Genomic DNA, 17728 nt, shown 5'->3' with positions numbered 1-17728 from the left:
GTGGACTTGCCCCATCCGATGTAACTGTGCGGCGCGATCGTCTTCCAGAAGGGCGAGAGCTGGTCGCGCGGGCTTCCCGCGTCGTGGGTGATGATCGTGTCTGCGACGTCGACCGTCTGCTGCAGATCCCAAAGAACGCGATAAGGGCTGAGAGGCGCCTCGTCGCAGGTCAGCAGCGGCCACCATTCGGCCAGCCAGGCCTGCTCCACCTGCTTGACCTCGCGGACGATAGCGGAGCGCTCGCGCGGCGTGCCGATGAGCTCGCGCACGGCCCGGACCAGCATGGCGAGCGTCCACTTGGCATCGCCGATCAGCGCCAGCGAGCAGGGCACCGACTTGTTGAGATCGGCCGGGTCGAGCGTCGCATGGATGATCTCCTTGCCGGTGGGCATCGCGACGCCGAAAGCCGTTTCCGAGAAGCTGCAGCCGATTCCCAGGATCAGGTCGGCCTGGTCGAGGAAATGGCGAACCGTGCGGGGAATGGCAGCGCCTCCCGACCCGAGCGCAAGTTCATGCGTCTCGTCGAAGGCGCTCTTACCCTCGAGGGTGGTGGAGACCGGCGCTCCGAGCAGCTCGGCAAGGTCGCGCAGCTCGTCATAGGCTCCGGCCCAATGCACGCCCTGTCCGGCATGGATGACGGGCCGCGTGGCCGCTACCAGCAACTGCGCGGCCGCGCGGACCGCATCGGGGTCCGGAGCGGAGCGGGCGCGCACCACCGGACGATAATCGAGCGGCCGAGACAGCTCGTCCGACAAGAGATCGTTGGGCAGCTCGACGAGAACCGGGCGCAGGCGTCCGTTGCGAAGCTGGGTGAAGGCGCGGCGCATGATCGTCGCCATCTCATCCACCGACGTCACCGGCTCGGCATGCTTGGTGACGTCGCGCATCGAGATCGAAGCGTTGTAATTGTCGGGCACGAAGGCGAGGCGGCGGGCGTAACCCTGGGGCAGGACGAGAACCGGCACCGATTCCGCATAGGCCTGCGCGACGCCGCCATACGCATTTTCGGTGCCCGGCCCGTGCTGCATGGCGAACACGCCCATCCGCTCGCCGCGGGTCAGCCGCGAAAGGGCGTCGGCCATGTGGACGCCGGTGCGCTCCTGCCGCACGATGACGGTGCGAATGCCGGCCGCGGCCGCCTCTTCCAGCACCGCATTGCGCGGATAGCCGAATATGACGTCGACCCCCTCGCGCTTCAGGACCTGCGCGATCGCTCCGCCCAGCTTCATTCTTCCATTTCCCCCGACCCCGGCGCCGCCCGCGCAGCCGTCGCTTCAGACACGAGCGCTGTTAGGGCCGAGCGGGCGTTCCCCGCGCACGGTGGTGCGGCACAGATGGCGGCGCTCCATCGTGAAGTCGTGCACGCCGCGATGGAGCAGGAACCGGTTGTCCCAGACGATGACCGTGTCCTTCTTCCACTTCACCCGGCACTGGAAGTGGAGGTACTGGGCGAGCGACTGAAGATGGTTCAGCAGCGCCCAGCTGTCGGCCTCGTTCCATCCGACGAAGTGGCGGAAATAGGCGGTCGTGGCATAGAGCGCCTTGCGGCCGGTCGCCGGGTGGACGCGCACGGCGGGATGGACGTTCTCGAGCTCGTGCTCGCCAAAGCCGTGGGACTCGCGCAGACGAAGGCGCTTTTCGGGCGGCAGCTTTTCGTTCCGGGCCCAGATGTCCTTGCCCGAATAGACGACCTCCAGCCCGTCGAGCAGCGTCTTGAGCCCGTCCGAAAGGCTCTCATAGACGAGATAGCCGTTCGAGAATGCGGTATCGCCGCCATATCTGGGGACCTCGAGCGCCCGCATCACGATGCATTTGGGCGGCTGGGCGAGGAACGGGCTGTCGGTGTGGAAATATTCGAAGGACGGTACGACGTTTGACGGCTCGTGCGCCTCGCGGCGAACCTCCTGCATGTCGCTATGCTCGCCGTAGGTGGGGGCCTGCGGCAGCTCCATCCGCTCGCCGAAGAGGTCCGAAAAGGCCTTGTGCTGGTCGACGGTGAGGTCCTGGTCGCGAAACACGATGACCAGGAAATGCTCGAAGGCCTTCATCACCTCGGCGAGGGTCTCGTCGTCCAGCGGCTGGCGCAGGTCCACGCCCGAGATTTCCGCACCGCAGGCTCCGCTTATCGGCTCCACCTGAATCCTCTCGAACCGCGGCATGGGCAGCCCGGCGACGATCGTCCCCTCCGGCTGCGCCGGGGCGGCTTGAGGCTTGTCGAGCGTGGTGGCCATCGAAATCACTCCTGTTCACAGATCGGCGCCGGGCGCCGCGATGCCTAGAAATTGCGTCTCAGCGTGATCGCCCACTCGCGGGGCCGCCCGGGCCGTCCCTGGATGGAGGAGGTGGAGCCGCGATTGTCGAAGATCCCGTCATAGTAGAATTCGTCAGTGAGATTGGTCACTTCGAGCGAGACCTGCCAGTCGCGGCCGGGATCGCGGTAGGTGAGCCGTGCATTGGCGAGGGTCCGCGATTCCACCCGGTTGAAGGGCGGCCGGTTGATCGCCTGGGCGAAGAAGGGGCTTTGATGGCTGACGTCGAGGCGCGGCGTCAGGGTGCCGAGGCTGCCGAGGTCGATCTCATATTGGGCACCGATGCTCCACCGCCACTCCTGCACGAACGGCGCGTCCATATCCAAGGTGATGCCGGCGCTCGTGCCGAGCGCGGAGATCGACTTATATTCGAAATCGAGATAGCCGAGCGACGCGTCGATCAGGAGGCCGGCGACCGGCCGCAACGAGGCCTCGAGTTCGAAGCCCCGGAGCTCCGCCTCTCCGGCGTTGAGCGGCAGCGCGCAGGGTGTCGCCGGGACGGTCGGGCAGGTCGCGACCGAGACCAGGATGTCGCTGTACCGGTTGAGGAAGGCGGAGGCGTTGAGCCTGAGCAGGCGGTCGAACATGTCGCTCTTGAAGCCGACCTCATAAGCGGTCAGGACCTCGGGGTCGTGGCTCAGCGCCTGACTGGGGAAGAAGGGCCGCGGATTGGCGCCGCCGCTCTTGAAGCCCGTCGCGACCTGCGCGTAGGTCATCAGCTGGTCGGACCAGCGATATTGTACGATCGCGCGATAATCGACGCGGTCGCCCGAAAACTCCACGACGAGCCCGTCGAGCGGGGCCAGCGCAGGCGGCGCCGCGCCGCCATAGATGTTGCCGGGCGTCCCGAGGCGCGCATAAGTGAAGGTCTTGGTGATATCGCTGTAGCGCAGCCCCCCGATCAGGCTCAGCGCATCGGTAACGTGGACCTCGACATTGGCGAAGGCCGCCTTGGTCTCCTGACGCACATCGTCGGTCTGGCGGAATTCGAGCGTGGTGAGCTGGACTCGCGAGCCGCCCTCGCTGTGCGAGTCCAGATAGAAGCCGCCCACCGTATAGTCGATGAGCCTGCCGACCTGGCCGGTCAGCCGCAGCTCCTGGGTGAACTGGCGGTGCGTCACGTCATTCGTGACGAGCGATGTGTTGAGCGGCGAAGATTCCGCCGACGAGAAGATCGCATTATAGTGGCGATAGGCGCTGATCGAGGTCAGCGAGAGATTGCCAGTGACATCCCAGTTGAGCTGCCCCGAAACCCCCCAGGTGTCGAGCGAGTTCTCCGACGGCACCGAATAAGGCGCGGTGCCGTCGCGCGGTTCCGAGTTGATGTAATTCTCGTAGCTGACGAACCGGCTGTCCGTGAAGGTGTCGAGCGCGAAGTTGCCGTAGGGCGAATAAGTGATGAACGGCGAGCCCGCCGGCGTGCCGAGTTGGACGCCGTCGAGCAGATAGGGTGGGGTCGCCGGCGTGCCCGGCCCGGCGAGAGAACCCACGTAAAGCAAAGTCGAGGGCGCGGACTCGCTGTCGTCGCGCGTCACGTCGCCGATCACCAGGAATTCGAGATCGTCGCGCGGAACCCAGCGCACGGTTGCGCGGCCCGCGACATAGGATTTGCCGCCCTCTGTGCCGAGGACGCAGTCGTTCGAGGTCGCGAACGAGCGGATCGGGGAATCCGGATGCGTGCACCGGTAATCGTAGCGCGTGACATAGCCCTCGCGATTGACCGCCGTCCCCGATATGCGTGCGAACAATTGATCCGGCACCAGCGTGAAGTCGGCGGCGCCGCGCAACTCGGTTCGCTGGAAGCGGCCGTAGGTCGCCTGGACATAGCCTCCGTCATCCCCGTCGGGACGGCGTGAATAGAGCCGGATCGCGCCGCCGATCGAGTTCTGCCCCGCGAGCGTGCCCTGTGGACCGCGCAGGATCTCGATGCGCTCGAGGTCGAGCAGTTCCAGCATCGAGCCTTGCAGCGTGGAATAATAGACATCGTCGACATAGAGGCCGACGCCCGGCTCGAGGGCGAAGGTGGAATCCGACTGACCCACGCCTCGGATGAAGGCCTGTATCGAGGGCCCGTAGGTGGCCGGCGCTTCCTGCAAATTGACGTTGGGCGCCTGCGCGGCGACCTGGGCGATGCTGGTCTGGCTGCGCGCTTCCAGCATCTCGCCCGTCACCGCCGTGATCGAAATCGGCGTGTCCTGCAGGCGTTGCTCGCGAAACTGGGCGGTGACCACGATCTCCTCGACCGTCGCGGCCTCATCGGCGGCTTCGGCGGAATCGATGGGCGATTCCTGGGCCAGCGCCGGGCTCGCCAACCCGGCCAGCAGGGCCGCGAGCGAGCCGCTCCATCGCGCTCCAGTGGAAAGCCGCGAGACGCGGCCTTCTTTCAGATCGAACAGCCTCTCCATGCCATTCCTCCCCATTGCGGCGCCCTCCGGCGCTCTTTGCTGAGGGCATGGCTATTCAGCCCCGGCACAAAGTCAATCGAAATTTCAAAATAAGGAACTAAGATTCCATATATCGGAAATTCAGGTGGGGAGGTGGAATATCCGCTCGGCATTGCGGTGGAAGATCGCTGCGCGGTCCGCGTCCTCGATCCGCGCGTCGTTCAGGAAAGTCGTGGCGGGCGACATCGCCTCATAAGGGTAGTCAATTGCCCACATCACTCGATCCGCGCCGAGAACCTCTATTGCGTAGCGGAGCGCCGGTTCATGCTCGACGCCGCTGGTCGTGATCATGAAGTTGCGGCGGAACACCTCCGAAGGCTTGAGGGAGGAGCGATAGACGTCCCGGCGCCGCTCGAACCAATGGTCGCTCCGCCACAGGTAGAAGGGGATGTTCTCGCCCATGTGGCCAAGCACGATCCTGAGTTTCGGAAACCGGTCGAACACGCCCGAGGTGATGAGCCGCATGGCATGCGTTCCCGTCTCGATAGCGAATCCCCAGATCGCCGATTGCAGCCGATTGCCCCGGAACGGCGCCGCCATCCCGTCCGAGGGGCAGCGGGGATGTATATAGATCGGGCGGTCGAGCGCTTCGGCCGCCTCCAGGATCGGCCAGTATTTCTGTTCGTCGAGATATTCGTTGTCGGTGTGCGAGTTTACGATGAAGCCGCTCAATCCAAGCCGCTCGACGGCACGCTCCATTTCCCGTGATGCGCGTGCCGGATCCTGGGGCGCAAAACTGGCCAGGCCCGCAAATCGGGTCGGGGCGGATCCTACGACCTCGGCCAGCCGGTCGTTGGCGAGGGCGGCAAGCGCGACGGCACGGTCCGCGCGGAACAACTGCACGCCGGGCGACGTGAGCGAAAGCACCTGCATGTCGATGCCGAGCCGGTCCATCTCCGCCAGCCGCCTTTGGGTGTCCAGCAGATTGGCATAGAGTGGCTCGGTCGCGCGCGAGCCCGCCGGATTGATCACCTCGACATCGAGATTGCGCCAGGTGCCCTGGCTCAGGGGTGCCAGCGCGTCGAGATGCTCCGGGATGGTCCAGGCTTCTTCGGTCGCGATGCGCCGCAGCGGCGGCTGCCGGGCCGGCTGCCTTTGCGCCTGCGCTCCTGATCCGGCCTCTGCCAAAGCGGGTGCCGCCAGCAGGCCCGCTCCGGCGACCAAGAACTCCCTGCGATCGACCGACATCCCAGCCCTCCTGCTTGCGCCTTCTGTGAGGCCTCGGAGCCAAGGCTAGACGGGCAGCGGGTCGAGTCAACGAAATTCCGTCATCCGGAAACGCAATTCCGGTATCAGGAATTACTTTCGCCAGCCATGTCGCCCAGGGCCGCGCTGAGTGCTGCCGCGCCCTCGCGGACGTCGGCGGCAAGGGCTTCGACATCGAGCCGCGCGAAGCGATAGGTGGGCTGGGTCACGCCCAGCGATCCGATCACGACGCCGCCCGCAAAAACGGGTGCAGCGACCCCGGCCAGTTCGGCTTCCTCGCTGTTGAAGACGGCGACGCCGTCATTGCGGATCTTCTCGAGCTCCTGGGCGAGCACCGCCGCGCTCACTGGCGGCTCGTGCGTGATCGGCCCGAGCCCGGCCTTCGCATAGGCGGCGGCGAACTCCTCCTGCGGCAGGTGGGCGAGAATCGACCGGCCCAGGGATCCCCAGAGCAACGAGAGCTCGGTATCCGGCTCGAGGACATGGCGCAGCGGGTGGGGCGTCTGGATGAGCTCGACCACCAGGGCGCTGTGGTTCGCGGGGCGATAAAGCGAGAAGACCGCGGTTTCCTGCCAGCGGTCCCACAGCGCCTTGACGAAAGGCTTGGCCACCGTCGCATAGTCCATGTGGCGCAGCACGCGCGAGGCCAGCCGGAACAATTCCCGTCCGGGCCGATAGGCGACGCTACCCGCACGCTCCACCAGCCCCGCTTTCACCAGTATCTGCAGCAACCGATGGACGCTGCTGACCGGCAGGCGCGCGCGGGTCGCCAGGTCCTTGAGGACGAAATCGCCCTCGACACCTGCGATTATGTCCAGGAGCAGCAACAGGCGCGCGCCGGATCCGCGCTCCTTCTCGTCCGAGGACGATGTCATTGCTGGTGACCTGACATTTTCATCGACGTGACCTTCGGGGCCGGAGCTGGTGCGGAGTGTCTGTATTCGCATTGGCCCCGCATAGACAATTGCCGGCGCGGGGTGGAAATTCCAGCAGCCCGATGCCCTTCGGGCGCCGGTTCCGGAGCGGTCCCGGCCCCGGGGCGTCGGCAACACTGGCCAGGCGACGCTCGACGCCGAGACGATCAGAACGATATCCGAGCACCCAGCCTTATCGTGCGCGCATCCGGGAACCCGTTCACGGCCGGTCGAGGCGACCAGCGCAACTTTGCAGCGTAGCGGCCAATGCGTTCCAGCAAAAGAGAGGGTTGGTTACCGCCAGGCTTGGGCATCAGCGGTTCTAGGGATTCAAGCAGAGGGTGGGTACTCTGCTTCTCTATCCGCGCGCGCCTCGCAGGCTGCGAGCGTCAGCGGCACCGCCGTCGCGAGCAGCATGCGCTGGAAGACGGTGCCGGGTTCATCATGCGTCTCCTCAGGCCGAAATGCCGATTCATGCTGACCACGTGACCGGCAGGAGGGAAGCACGATATGAGCGGTGTCGCTTTCCTGGTCCTCGTGACGGCCCAACCATGTGCGCTGATGATGTCGCGCCACTGCCGCGGGAGCACCTGAATTCGCCCGAAACCTCCGGTCGGCCGACGGCCACGTCCGACCGGATCGGCATGGACGATCTTCGTCCTTTTCAGTGCTGGGTGGCTGCACTGAGCGAACCAACCAGAATGCAGAGGCGGTCACGGATGCGGGAAAAATTCCTATGGTGAACGGACAGTATCAATCCTGCGGTGTCAAATTGCGAACGACCGCACCATTCTCGTCGAGGAATTCAATCGCCGACGCGCCATCGGCGGCGACGCGCATTCGGATACGCGGCCGGCCCAGTGCGTCGCTAAGGAGAATCGCCGACTGACGGTCCGGCGTCTTGCCGATGAGGACGCGGTCGCGACCGCCCACGCCGGCTGCGCGCAGACGCCGGATTTCCGCTGCCCGCTCCGCCTCCGGCATCTGGTTGAGGCGCTGGAAAAGGTCGAAATCGACAGGCTCGTCCGGCACATCCCTCACCATCATGCCGGCGAAGCGCCGGCCACCATTTTCGTCCTGGCTGAACGTTATGACCTGGTCCTGCTCATATTGGTCGAAGCTAAGGTGGAGGTTGCTCGAGACGTTGCCGTCCGGCATGCGCTGGCCCCTGAACGTCAGTCCGCCATTCTCGGTGCCCTCCTCATTGAAGAAGAGCATGCCGGCCGTCCGGCGTCCGCTGGGGTGGGGGCGCTCGACGTTGCGCCAATAAATGCCCGGGGCTTTTGCGGTATTGGACAGCACCATACGAATAGTGCCGTCGGGCTCGCGGATGTTGATCCGCTGCACGTCGATCTCGCCGAACTGCGCCTTTTCGGTACCCGGCGCCTGATTGGCCATGGCACCGCTGGCCAGCCCGATCGCGCAGCCAAGGGTCAGCACCGCGGAATAGACAATCAGAAGCCGGTTGGCGTTCATGTCCGAATTCCTCTCTGGGGAGAAGATGATCGATGGTCGGCAATCCGCCACCTCGCGGCGCAGCAAGTGAGCCGTCAACTAGTTGTTACGACCGGAATTCTTGAGCGGGCCGTCCGCTAACTCAGGATCAGCGATACGAAGCGCCGCGGCTGCTAAGGGCGCTCCAAAGGGAAACCCATCATCATAGGCACGACGATAGCCGCATTGAACGGGCTCGCGAGAGCCGCATTCAGGTCGTCGAAACCGCGACAGGAAGTGCGGTCCACGTCAGCAACGAGACCGAATCCTCGGATAGCCAGAGGAATGGGTCGGCCTCCAATGCCACTGAGCCGGTGCCGCGGGCATGCGAGACGCAGGTGACTTTGTCCTGGCCGGACCGGTGATGTGCGAGGCTCAGGGCAGAACATTCTTCAGCGGCAGCGCAACCGGCCGATAATGCCGTCACTGCCCGGCTAGCCGCTGCTGATCCAGCCAGCGATCGGCCGCGGTTCGACCCTGCTGCAGCATGATCCTCCAATACTCCGCCTTGTGGCCGGACCAAGCCTCTTTGGCACTAATCCTTTACTCTTTCTTGATATTCTCACCGTTCAATGGCCGACCGCCCCAACACCTTGCCCGACGGCACTTATATCGTGCTCGTCCGCTCACTCTATGCGACGCTCATTCCGAGCACGATCATGGCGGTCGCGTTTGTGGGCGTCGCCGCTCATGTCGCGTCGGAGACTCCGGACTTCCTGCTCGAGCTGCTTGCGCTGCTCGGTGGGGGCGCCGTGGTGGTCCGGCTGATCGTGCTGCTGCTCTTCCGCCATCGCGCCCGCAGCGACATGATCGATCTCGCCGGAGCACGCCAGATCGAACGCCTGTTCGCCCTTTCCTACTTCGCGTTCGCAGCCATCTTCGGGGTCTTCGCCGCTCGTGCCTTCCAGATCGCCACTGCCGAGTCGCACATGCTCGTCGTCGGCCTCCTGTTTGGCTACGGGGCTGGCGTCGCCGCCGGCATCTTCCTTCGCCCATGGATTGCGCTGCCCAGCATCTTGCTGGCGATCGTCCCCAGCATCGTCGTCGCGCTGACCATGCCCGATCACACCTATTTCACCGCAGGGGTGCTGCTTTTGCTGTTCCTGGCCGGCGGCATCCACAGCATGATGCGTAACTTCAGAACCGCCGCCGCTGAGATTACGGCGCGCCGGACGTTCGCGACACTCGCACGAGCGGACGCGCTGACCGGCCTCGACAATCGGCTGTCGCTTCGGGAAGAGTTCGACCGCGCGCTTATGAACTCCGGGCCAAAAGAGATGCTCGTGGTTCACTGTTTGGACTTGGACCGGTTCAAGGCGGTGAATGATACCTTTGGGCATCCGGTCGGCGACGCGCTCCTCCAGGCCGTGGCGGACCGTCTGCGGCGCACCCTTCGAAACGGCGATGTCGCTGCCCGGGTAGGAGGCGACGAGTTCGTGCTCGTTCAGACCGGCGCGCAGCACCGCGGAGAAGCGGAGCTGTTCGCGCGGCGCCTCTCCCGCACCCTTTCCGAGCCTTACGCCATACTCGACCACCGGCTGAGCGTGGGCACGAGCGTCGGCTATGTGCTCTGTCCCGAGCATGGCAGCGACCTCGATGATCTGATTGCGAGGGCTGACGAGGCGTTGATCCGCGTGAAACGCGAGGGTGGGGGAGTCGCATTGTATCAGCCGGAGAGTCTGCCCGATCGGCGCAGGCTTTCGGCCTAGCGACGGAGCGGATCCGTGAGGTCCGGGATCGCTCGCATAGGAAGCTTTCTCGCTGGACGAATAGCCTCTCCTTGGTGTCCCTCGTCCTAGTGCCTGGGTCGCCTATGCTTTGGGAGGTCAGCCCTCCCAGGTGAAGCAAGCAGCTCGGACGGGTCAGGGAACAAAGTCGCATTTCGAGGTAGCGGCGTTCGAATGTCGCTGCCGGCCAGCGCGTCCTGCGCCGGACCGCAACCGCGACGCTTCCGTGAAGCTGGACATCCCGCCTCGGATACGATTACTTTAGGCTTGTAGCAATTCGCACCAGAGGCGTGCGCAAGGCGGGGAAGCTTCATGCGTCTTTCCAGGCTTATGGTAAGAGCGGCCTGCCTCGTTGCGATCCAGCTCATGTCGGGTCCGGCGGCAGCCTCGGCGGAATGGGTGCCGGGAAGCACCTACGACCCCGAAATCCCGACCATCGGGGAAGTGCTCGGCTTCGAGCCGCCAGCGCAGTTCACGAGCTTCTACGAGACCGAAAGACTGCTTCATCGCTGGGCCGAAGCTTCGGATCGGGCCAGGCTGGTGACCTATGGCGAAGATTATGAGGGCAAGAAGCTCTACATGCTGGTGGTCAGCAGCCCGGCGAATCTGGCCGCCCTCGAGACGCACGTCGAGAATCTCGGCAAGCTGGCGGACCCGCGCAAGCTCCGCGACGGCGAGCTCGAAACCATAGTCGAGAATACGCCGGCTGCCGTCATGATCTCGACGATCGACACGAGCGAAGCTTCCTCGGTCGAGGCCATGCAGATCATAGCTTACCAGCTTCTCGCCGGCACGGATCCGCGCACCTTGCGTATCCTCGACGAGGCCTTGACCTACATCATCCCGGTCGAAAATCCGTCACCTCGGGAGCGCTATGTCTCCTGGTACCGCACGGTGCAGAGCCGAATTCCCAAGGCCGACCCGAATGCCGCGGAGCACAACGAGCCCTGGGGCGTCGGCAATGATTCCAACCATTATCAGCTCGATCCGAACCGAGACATGGTGCCGCTGAAAATGCGCGAAGGCCGTGCCAAGGTCGAATTGATCCGGAACTGGCGGCCCGAGCTCGCGCTCGACATTCACGAGATGGGAGTCGACTCGACCTTCTTCTTTCCGCCTTATCCGGAACCCTACAACACGAACCTGCCCAACGACACGCTGCGGAAGTGGTGGGAGATCTACGCGCAGGACATGCGCGAGCAGTTCGACGCGCGCGGCTGGCGGTATTTTTCCGGCGACTCGTTCGGCTCGCCCTTCCTGGGCATGCACACCTTGTACACCCAGTATCACGGTATGATCGGTATCCTCTTCGAGCAGGGCGCCGGTAGCGGAGGCCTGGTCATCGAGCGGCAGAACGGCTCGCTGCTGACTCTTCGCGACCGGGTGCAGCATCACGTCACCGGGATGATGTCCTATCTCGACACCACGGTCGCGAACCGCCGCGAACTGCATCGCGACTTCCATGAATTCTTCAGGTCCTCGATGGACGGCGTGCCCGGCGTCGAGCGCATGGCCTATGCGTTTCCGCCGGACGCCGATCCGAATAAGATGTCGCAGTTCATCGACAGCCTTCTCGCCCACGGCATAGAAGTGCAAAGGGCCACCGAGCCCTTTTCGGTGCGCCGAGCCCACGGATATTTCTCGAGCACAGCCGAGCGACAGGACTTTCCGGCAGGCAGCTATATAGTGTCCCTGAGGCAGCCGCTGAGCCGACTGGCCAACGCCTTGCTCGAGAAGGAGCCGTTTCACTCGATCCCGGTCTTCTACGACATTTCGGTATGGGCCCTGCCCTACCAATACGGGATCGACGGCTATTGGATGGACAGCGTGCCCCGGGTCGCGGTGGAGCCGGTCAACGAACCGCTGCCGCTCTGGGGCGAACTGAGCGGCGGCAAAGCGAGCTACGCCTATGTGTGGCCGTACGGCGGAGCGCTCGATGCCGCCGCGGCCTACCGCCTCGCCGAGGAAGGCGCGAACCTGTACCTGCATCCGGGCCCGTTCACGCTCGCCGGCACCTCCTACGGCGCGGCGTTCGTCGCGCCGGTCGAGGAGAATGACGAGACGATCCACGATCTCGTGCGCGCCGTGGTCGAGGATGTCCCCGTGCAAATACAGGCCGTTTCCACCGGCCATGCCAATGAGGGCTCGGATCTCGGCTCGGGCGTGTTGCAGCCGGTCGGCAGGCCAGCGGTCGCGGTGCTCACGCGCGACGGCACCGACACCTCGGCATGGGGCAGCTTCTACTTCTTCTTCGACGAGATGTACCGGCTGCCCTTCACGCCGATCACCATCGAAGACCTCGCCCAGGCCGACCTGCGCCGGTACAACACGATCATCATTCCGGATGGCGGCCAGAGCATCGGTCGCGGGGGAATCCGAGGCAGGCCCTACGAATGGTACTTCCGCGAGGAAGGGACCGAGCATCTGAAGGACTGGGTGGAGCAGGGCGGCACCCTCATCACGGTCAAGGGCGGCACCGCCTTTGCCTCATCGGAGGGCGGTGGCCTGACGAGCACCGAATCGCTTGGCGTGACGCGCCAGACCCCCGGCGCCATCGTGCGGGTGGAGGTCGAGGATCGATCGCCGCTGACGATCGGCTATCCGGATTCGTTCCACGTGCTCTCGCGAAATACGCGCTTGTTCTCGGCGGGCGAAAGCGGGCGCTCGGTGCTCTCCTACGCGCCCGCCGATGGGCTGAAGATTGCGGGCTACCTGCAGGGCGAGGACGAGGCCAGTCTCGCATCGACCGATTTCCTGATGACCGAAACGGTCGGAAGGGGCCGCGTGATCATGTTCGGCGAGGATCCCAACCTGCGCAACCAATGGACGCATCTGCATCAATTGCTGTTCAATGCCATCTTGTTCGGGCCTCTGGTGCGCTGATGAATTCGCGACATGGCGCGCGGGCCTGCAGCGAGGGGGCGGGCCGGTCTCATCTCCCTGCGGCGAGCCGCGGCGACGACAATCAGCTCCGGCGGATTCAGGAATCGCTTTAGACTTAAAGCAATTGGCCATGAGTGCCGATGATGATAGTCCATGGGCCCGGACGGGAAAGCGCGGGTGGAGGGGCAGTGACCGAGAACGAGATCGTCGAGCGGGAAAGCGGCCTCCACAAGGGGCTCAGCAAGGCTCAGGTCGTGATGATCGGGCTGGGCGGTGCAATCGGCACCGGCCTCTTCATGGGAAGCGGCATCGCCATCAACTATGCCGGGCCGGCGGTCGTGCTCAGCTACCTCATCGCCAGCTTCGCAGCCGTCGTCATGGTATTCAGCCTTTCGGAAATGGCCGTCGTCCATCCCACGGCCGGCTCATTCGGCACCTATGCGGAAACCTACCTCAATCCCTGGGCGGGTTTCGTCGTCCGCTATACCTACTGGATCGCGCAGGTGATAGCGATCGGCGGCGAAGCGGTCGCCGCGGGCGTGTACATGACCTACTGGGTTCCGGACCTGCCGATCTGGGTCTGGTCGCTCGGCTTTGCCTTCATCCTCCTCTACGTCAACTCGCGCTCGGTGGGCGACTTCGGCACATTCGAATACTGGTTCGCCTTCATCAAGGTGACGGCGATCGTGTTATTCATCATTCTCGGTCTCGGCACGATCTTCGGCATCGGTACCGAGCCGATCGGCTTTCAAAACCTCACCGGCCTTCCGGGAGGCTTCATGCCCAATGGATGGACGGGCGTCTGGATGGGCGTGCTGATCGGTATCTTTTCCTTCGTCGGCATCGAAGTGATCGCCGTCACGTCCGGCGAGACGCGGCAGCCCGAAAAGGCCATTCCCGCGGCGCTCCGCACGATGGCCTTGCGCCTCATCCTCTTCTACGTGCTTGCGCTAACCATCGTGGTGAGCTTCGTCCCCTGGACGGAATCCGGCGCGGAAGTCGTCGAGCAGAGCCCCTTCGTGAAGGTGCTCGCCTACACAGGCATTCCCCATGCCGCCGCCATCATGAATTTCGTCGTGATCAGCGCCGCATTGTCCAGCATGAACACGAATATCTATCTCTGCTCTCGAATGCTGTTCTCGCTCTCGCGCGGCTCCTATGCGCCGAAATATCTCGGCAGGCTCAGCGGCAATGGAACGCCGGTCGGAGCGATCCTGACTTCGGGCGCCTGCATCCTGGTCGCGGCGAGCGTCTCGATGCTGACTCCGCTCGCCTACAATTATCTGTTCGGCATCGCGATCTTCGGCGCCATCGTCGTGTGGATGACGATCCTGGTCAGCCATCTGAGCTTCCGTCGTCGGCACGACGTCTCGCAATTGCCGGTGCGAATGCCGTTCTTCCCTTATGTCCAGATAGCGGGGCTCGTGCTCCTTGGCGCGATTCTTCTCACCATGGCTTTCACCGATTTCTGGAGCGTGGCCTGGATCGTCGGCGTGCCGTGGCTGGTCCTGATCTCCCTCGCCTACTTTGTCTGGAAGCGACGAAGTCTCGCGCGATCGGCGCGCACAGCCGCAAACCCGTCCTGAAGCAGCCCGGCCAGCGGCAGGAGGGAGCCCCAGCGTCCGGGAGCCAAACCCCGATTGGGAACGGCGGCCCGCGGCCAAACGGCCTCTTCGACGGCGTTTCCGGACGTCGAAGAGAATGGTTCATGATCAGCTCGGCCGCGCTACGCGCCGGCCTGCGCTCCGCCAGGAGCTGACGCCGGGTCCTGCCGCGTGGGACGCCGCGCCTCATTCACCGGCCCAGCCCCAATCCGGCCGAGCCCGATCACCTGCCGGGCGGGACTTGAAGCCTAACGCTGGTCGCGCCGAAGCGGCCTCCGCCCCCCGGCGAGCGGGAGCCGGTCTTCGTCGACCAGCTGCCCGGCCTTCATCACCCAGACGATCTGCTTGGCATTGTCGATGTCGACAGTGGGATCGGCACTGAGGAGCACCATGTCGGCGAGCTTTCCAGGCTCGATCGACCCGAGCTCATCTTGCTTGCCCAGATGCCTGGCGCCGTTGAGGGTCGCGATGGTGATGATACGGTCGGCAGGAACGCCGGCGGCCTGGAGCAGCTCCATCTCGCGGTGGACAGCCGGCCCGAGCGTCTGGTCGGTGGCGATCGCGATGATTCCACCGGCCGCATCGATCATGCGCATATTCTCCTGCGCGACGGGCGTCATCACCTTCATCCACCAGGTCCAGCCGCGCTCCCGCCAGGCTGGAAGCGTCGTGGTCCGCAGCTCCTCGATCTCCGCAGGGCTGTAGGAGGCCTGGTAGAGCGGCTGGTCGAGATATTCGGGATGCTCGACAAGACGGCTGTAGCCTTCGCCGATCGTCAACGTGGTCGCCATCGGCGTTCTCTTGGCCGCCATCAGTTTCGCGAATTCCTCGGTGATCGGGCCCTGGATGACGGGATGGGCGAGGCTGTCGATCCCCGCGAAGATCGCTTCCGTCGCGCGCAGCTCGCTGGAGGTGTGGGCGGTGGTGCGGATGCCATGCCGGTTCACCTCGAGGATGATCTCCTGCATGAGATCGAGCGGCAACAAGGTGATGAGCGGGCGCGTGCCCCAGCCATGCTCGTCGAGCGTCAGCTTAACGACATCCGGCTTCTGCTCCTCCAGATATCTGAGGAGCGCGGGCCTGTCTTCGCTCCAATCGTCGATCTCGATCGCCATCGAGCCGCCGTGGCTGCCCGGATAAGTGACGAGGTTGCCGGTAGCGAAGATTCGTGGCGAGAGGATCCGGCCGGCGCGTTCTTCCGCACGCAGGCCGAGAATGTGCTCCGGAACGTTGCCGGCGTCGAAGACGCTGGTCACGCCCGAGTAGAGAAAGCTGGCCAATGCCTGCAGGCCGGCAGCATGGGCGGTCGCGGCATCGGCCGTGGCCTGCTCCGGCGGCGGTGATGCTTGTGGGTTGTTCCTTTCGACACCGACCATGCGCCGGCCGTCGCCGCCGCGCGCGCCCTTGAGATGGATGTGCGCGTCGATCAGGCCCGGGATCAGATAATGGTTCGTGCCGTCGAGACGCCGCCCGGGGACCCGGGGCGCCGCTGACGTCGGCGTGACGAACGTGATGCGTCCATCTTCGACGCCGATCGACATGTCGGCCTGCTTCGGCTGCCCCGTGCCGTCCACCAGGGTCACATTCTCGATCACGAAATCCTCGGCGAGAGCCGGGGCGGCCAGGGCAAGTGCGACGGCGGTCATGCAGGTGGCGAGCGCTTGCGAGGGAAATCTGATCATCAGTGTCACTCCTTCACTTCCGCGCCGTCGCGCTTGAAGACGATGCCGTCGCGCATGACGAAGCTGACGCTCGAAACGGCATTGATGTCGGCGGTAGGATCTCCGTCCAGGGCGATGATGTCCGCCGCCATGCCCGGCGCCAGTTTGCCGCGATCCTGCAGGCCGGCCGCGTCCGCGGCGTTCACGGTAGCGGTCCTCAGCGCCTCGACCGGGGTCATGCCCGCCTCGACATATTCCACCATTTCCTGCGCATTCGTACCGTGCGGCGAAATGCCGCTGTCGGTGCCCAGAGCGATCGGCGTCCCGATCCGGATCGCCATACGCACGAGCCGCTTGGGCTGGTCTCCCAGCCTCAGAAGTTTGCCCAGAGACACCGGATTGATGTCCCTCATCGGCCCACGCAGCACCTTCTCGGGAGTGTCGCCCACCCATGTGATCGGCCACACCGTGGGAATGAGATAGGTTCCATGCTGCCTCATCAGCCTGAGGCTTTCCTCGTCCGCCCACATGGCGTGCTCGATAGAATCGTAGCCCGCTCTGACCGCGGCATCGATTCCGCCTTTGCCGTGCGCATGCGTGGTGACCCGGCGTCCCATCGAATGGCCCGCCTCGACGATCGCCCTGAGCTCCTCGTCCGTGAACTGCTGCTCGGTGCCCGCATCCGAAGGATCCAGAACTCCGCCGGTCACGTGCACCTTGATCACATCGGCGCCATATTTGATGGCCGCGCGCGTCGCGCGGCGGCAGTCGTCGGCACCGTCGCAGACATTGTCATGCGACTCCGCGTCGAGAAAGGCGCGCCTCAGCCCGTGGGAGTCGCCATGTCCGTTCGTGGGGCTGATCCCCTCGCCGGCGGCGATGATGTTGGGGCCGGGCACCACGCCGTATTTGATCGCGTCGCGCAGCGAGAAGATGGCGGCATTGGGCGCGCCGAGATCGCGGATGGTGGTGAAGCCCGCCATCAGCGTTGCCAGCGCATTGGTATAGCCGTTCAAGGCGAAGAAGGCGTCTTCCTGCTGCATTCGCAGGCTGGACCCGCGAGCCGCGATCCCACCGCTCGTTATGTGAACATGAAGATCCATGAAGCCGGGCAGGACATATTTGGACGACAGGTCGACCAGTCGCGTATCGGGCGGCAATCCGAGCTCGGCCGCGTTCCTGAAACCCTCATGGACGGAGTGGACCTTTCCATCCATCGCCACGAGCGTGGCGTTGACCATGACCTGCGCACCAGGTTCCGTCATGAGGTGTCCCGCGTGGATTATGGTCGGCAGGGCCGTTCGCGCAGTGGGATGGGCCGGCTGTCCGGGTTCGACGTTTCGCTGCGCCACGCCGGGCGCCGCCAAAGCGAGGGCGGCGCAGACGGAGAAGGCCAGAAACTTGGACAGGCGCATCTTCATTCCCCCGTTGAGGCTGTCGCGGTCTGCAGCCCTATTGCTATAAGCCTAAAGTAATTCTATTAAAT

General features: G+C 64.5%; 11 protein-coding genes. 3 read left to right on the top strand and 8 right to left on the bottom strand.

What is annotated here, in order from left to right; all coding sequences use genetic code 11:
* The 6 genes from EKM57_RS21260 to EKM57_RS21235 all read right to left on the bottom strand — a co-directional run.
* On the bottom strand, window positions 1-1229 hold a 1229-nt coding region (locus tag EKM57_RS21260), incomplete at its 3' end, for a thiamine pyrophosphate-binding protein (RefSeq protein WP_129794548.1).
* Between the two features lie 45 nt (window positions 1230-1274).
* Window positions 1275-2231: a TauD/TfdA family dioxygenase gene (locus tag EKM57_RS21255; protein WP_129794547.1), complete on the bottom strand. Its 957-nt coding sequence runs from the start codon at window positions 2229-2231 to the stop codon at window positions 1275-1277.
* Window positions 2232-2275: 44 nt separating this feature from the next.
* On the bottom strand, window positions 2276-4714 hold the full coding sequence (locus tag EKM57_RS21250) for a TonB-dependent receptor (protein WP_165357605.1): 2439 nt from the start codon (window positions 4712-4714) through the stop codon (window positions 2276-2278).
* A 120-nt stretch (window positions 4715-4834) separates the two neighbouring features.
* A complete protein-coding gene (locus EKM57_RS21245) occupies window positions 4835-5941 on the bottom strand; it encodes an amidohydrolase family protein (protein ID WP_243451182.1) in 1107 nt (368 codons plus the stop codon).
* 104 nt (window positions 5942-6045) lie between these two features.
* Window positions 6046-6834, bottom strand: a complete 789-nt coding sequence (locus EKM57_RS21240; protein ID WP_165357604.1) for an IclR family transcriptional regulator — start codon at window positions 6832-6834, stop codon at window positions 6046-6048.
* Window positions 6835-7626: 792 nt separating this feature from the next.
* Complete coding sequence (locus tag EKM57_RS21235) at window positions 7627-8349, bottom strand: hypothetical protein (RefSeq protein ID WP_129794544.1); 723 nt, start codon at window positions 8347-8349, stop codon at window positions 7627-7629.
* Window positions 8350-8939: 590 nt separating this feature from the next.
* On the opposite strand from EKM57_RS21235, the gene EKM57_RS21230 reads away from it, so the two are divergent.
* The 3 genes from EKM57_RS21230 to EKM57_RS21220 all read left to right on the top strand — a co-directional run bounded on the left by EKM57_RS21230 (window position 8940) and on the right by EKM57_RS21220 (window position 14563).
* Complete coding sequence (locus tag EKM57_RS21230) at window positions 8940-10076, top strand: GGDEF domain-containing protein (protein ID WP_129794543.1); 1137 nt, start codon at window positions 8940-8942, stop codon at window positions 10074-10076.
* Between the two features lie 330 nt (window positions 10077-10406).
* Entirely contained in the window at window positions 10407-12977 is a 2571-nt protein-coding gene (locus tag EKM57_RS21225; protein WP_129794542.1) for a M14 family metallopeptidase, read from the top strand.
* A gap of 188 nt (window positions 12978-13165) precedes the next feature.
* Window positions 13166-14563, top strand: coding sequence for an amino acid permease (locus EKM57_RS21220; RefSeq protein ID WP_129794541.1), 1398 nt, complete (start codon window positions 13166-13168; stop codon window positions 14561-14563).
* 266 nt (window positions 14564-14829) lie between these two features.
* Here EKM57_RS21220 and EKM57_RS21215 read toward each other — a convergent pair whose 3' ends face one another.
* Together EKM57_RS21215 and EKM57_RS21210 are read right to left on the bottom strand one after the other, a co-directional pair.
* On the bottom strand, window positions 14830-16263 hold the full coding sequence (locus EKM57_RS21215; protein ID WP_129794540.1) for an amidohydrolase family protein: 1434 nt from the start codon (window positions 16261-16263) through the stop codon (window positions 14830-14832).
* A gap of 5 nt (window positions 16264-16268) precedes the next feature.
* Window positions 16269-17657: an amidohydrolase family protein gene (locus EKM57_RS21210; RefSeq protein ID WP_165357603.1), complete on the bottom strand. Its 1389-nt coding sequence runs from the start codon at window positions 17655-17657 to the stop codon at window positions 16269-16271.
* Between the last annotated feature and the right edge of the window lie 71 nt (window positions 17658-17728).

This window comes from Sphingosinicella sp. CPCC 101087 (assembly GCF_004151485.1).
Lineage (GTDB): Bacteria > Pseudomonadota > Alphaproteobacteria > Sphingomonadales > Sphingomonadaceae > Allosphingosinicella.
The sequence above is the reverse complement of the archived record's forward strand: the minus strand, read 5'-3'. Positions and strand labels throughout refer to the sequence as shown.

Excerpts from the sequence above, each read along its gene's own strand:
- EKM57_RS21255 (WP_129794547.1), bottom strand. The coding sequence starts at position 2,231 with ATGGCCACCACGCTCGACAAGCCTCAAGCCGCCCCGGCGCAGCCGGAG.
- EKM57_RS21250 (WP_165357605.1), bottom strand. The coding sequence starts at position 4,714 with ATGGAGAGGCTGTTCGATCTGAAAGAAGGCCGCGTCTCGCGGCTTTCC.
- EKM57_RS21245 (WP_243451182.1), bottom strand. The coding sequence starts at position 5,941 with ATGTCGGTCGATCGCAGGGAGTTCTTGGTCGCCGGAGCGGGCCTGCTG.
- EKM57_RS21240 (WP_165357604.1), bottom strand. The coding sequence starts at position 6,834 with ATGACATCGTCCTCGGACGAGAAGGAGCGCGGATCCGGCGCGCGCCTG.
- EKM57_RS21235 (WP_129794544.1), bottom strand. The coding sequence starts at position 8,349 with ATGAACGCCAACCGGCTTCTGATTGTCTATTCCGCGGTGCTGACCCTT.
- EKM57_RS21230 (WP_129794543.1), top strand. The coding sequence starts at position 8,940 with ATGGCCGACCGCCCCAACACCTTGCCCGACGGCACTTATATCGTGCTC.
- EKM57_RS21225 (WP_129794542.1), top strand. The coding sequence starts at position 10,407 with ATGCGTCTTTCCAGGCTTATGGTAAGAGCGGCCTGCCTCGTTGCGATC.
- EKM57_RS21215 (WP_129794540.1), bottom strand. The coding sequence starts at position 16,263 with ATGATCAGATTTCCCTCGCAAGCGCTCGCCACCTGCATGACCGCCGTC.
- EKM57_RS21210 (WP_165357603.1), bottom strand. The coding sequence starts at position 17,657 with ATGCGCCTGTCCAAGTTTCTGGCCTTCTCCGTCTGCGCCGCCCTCGCT.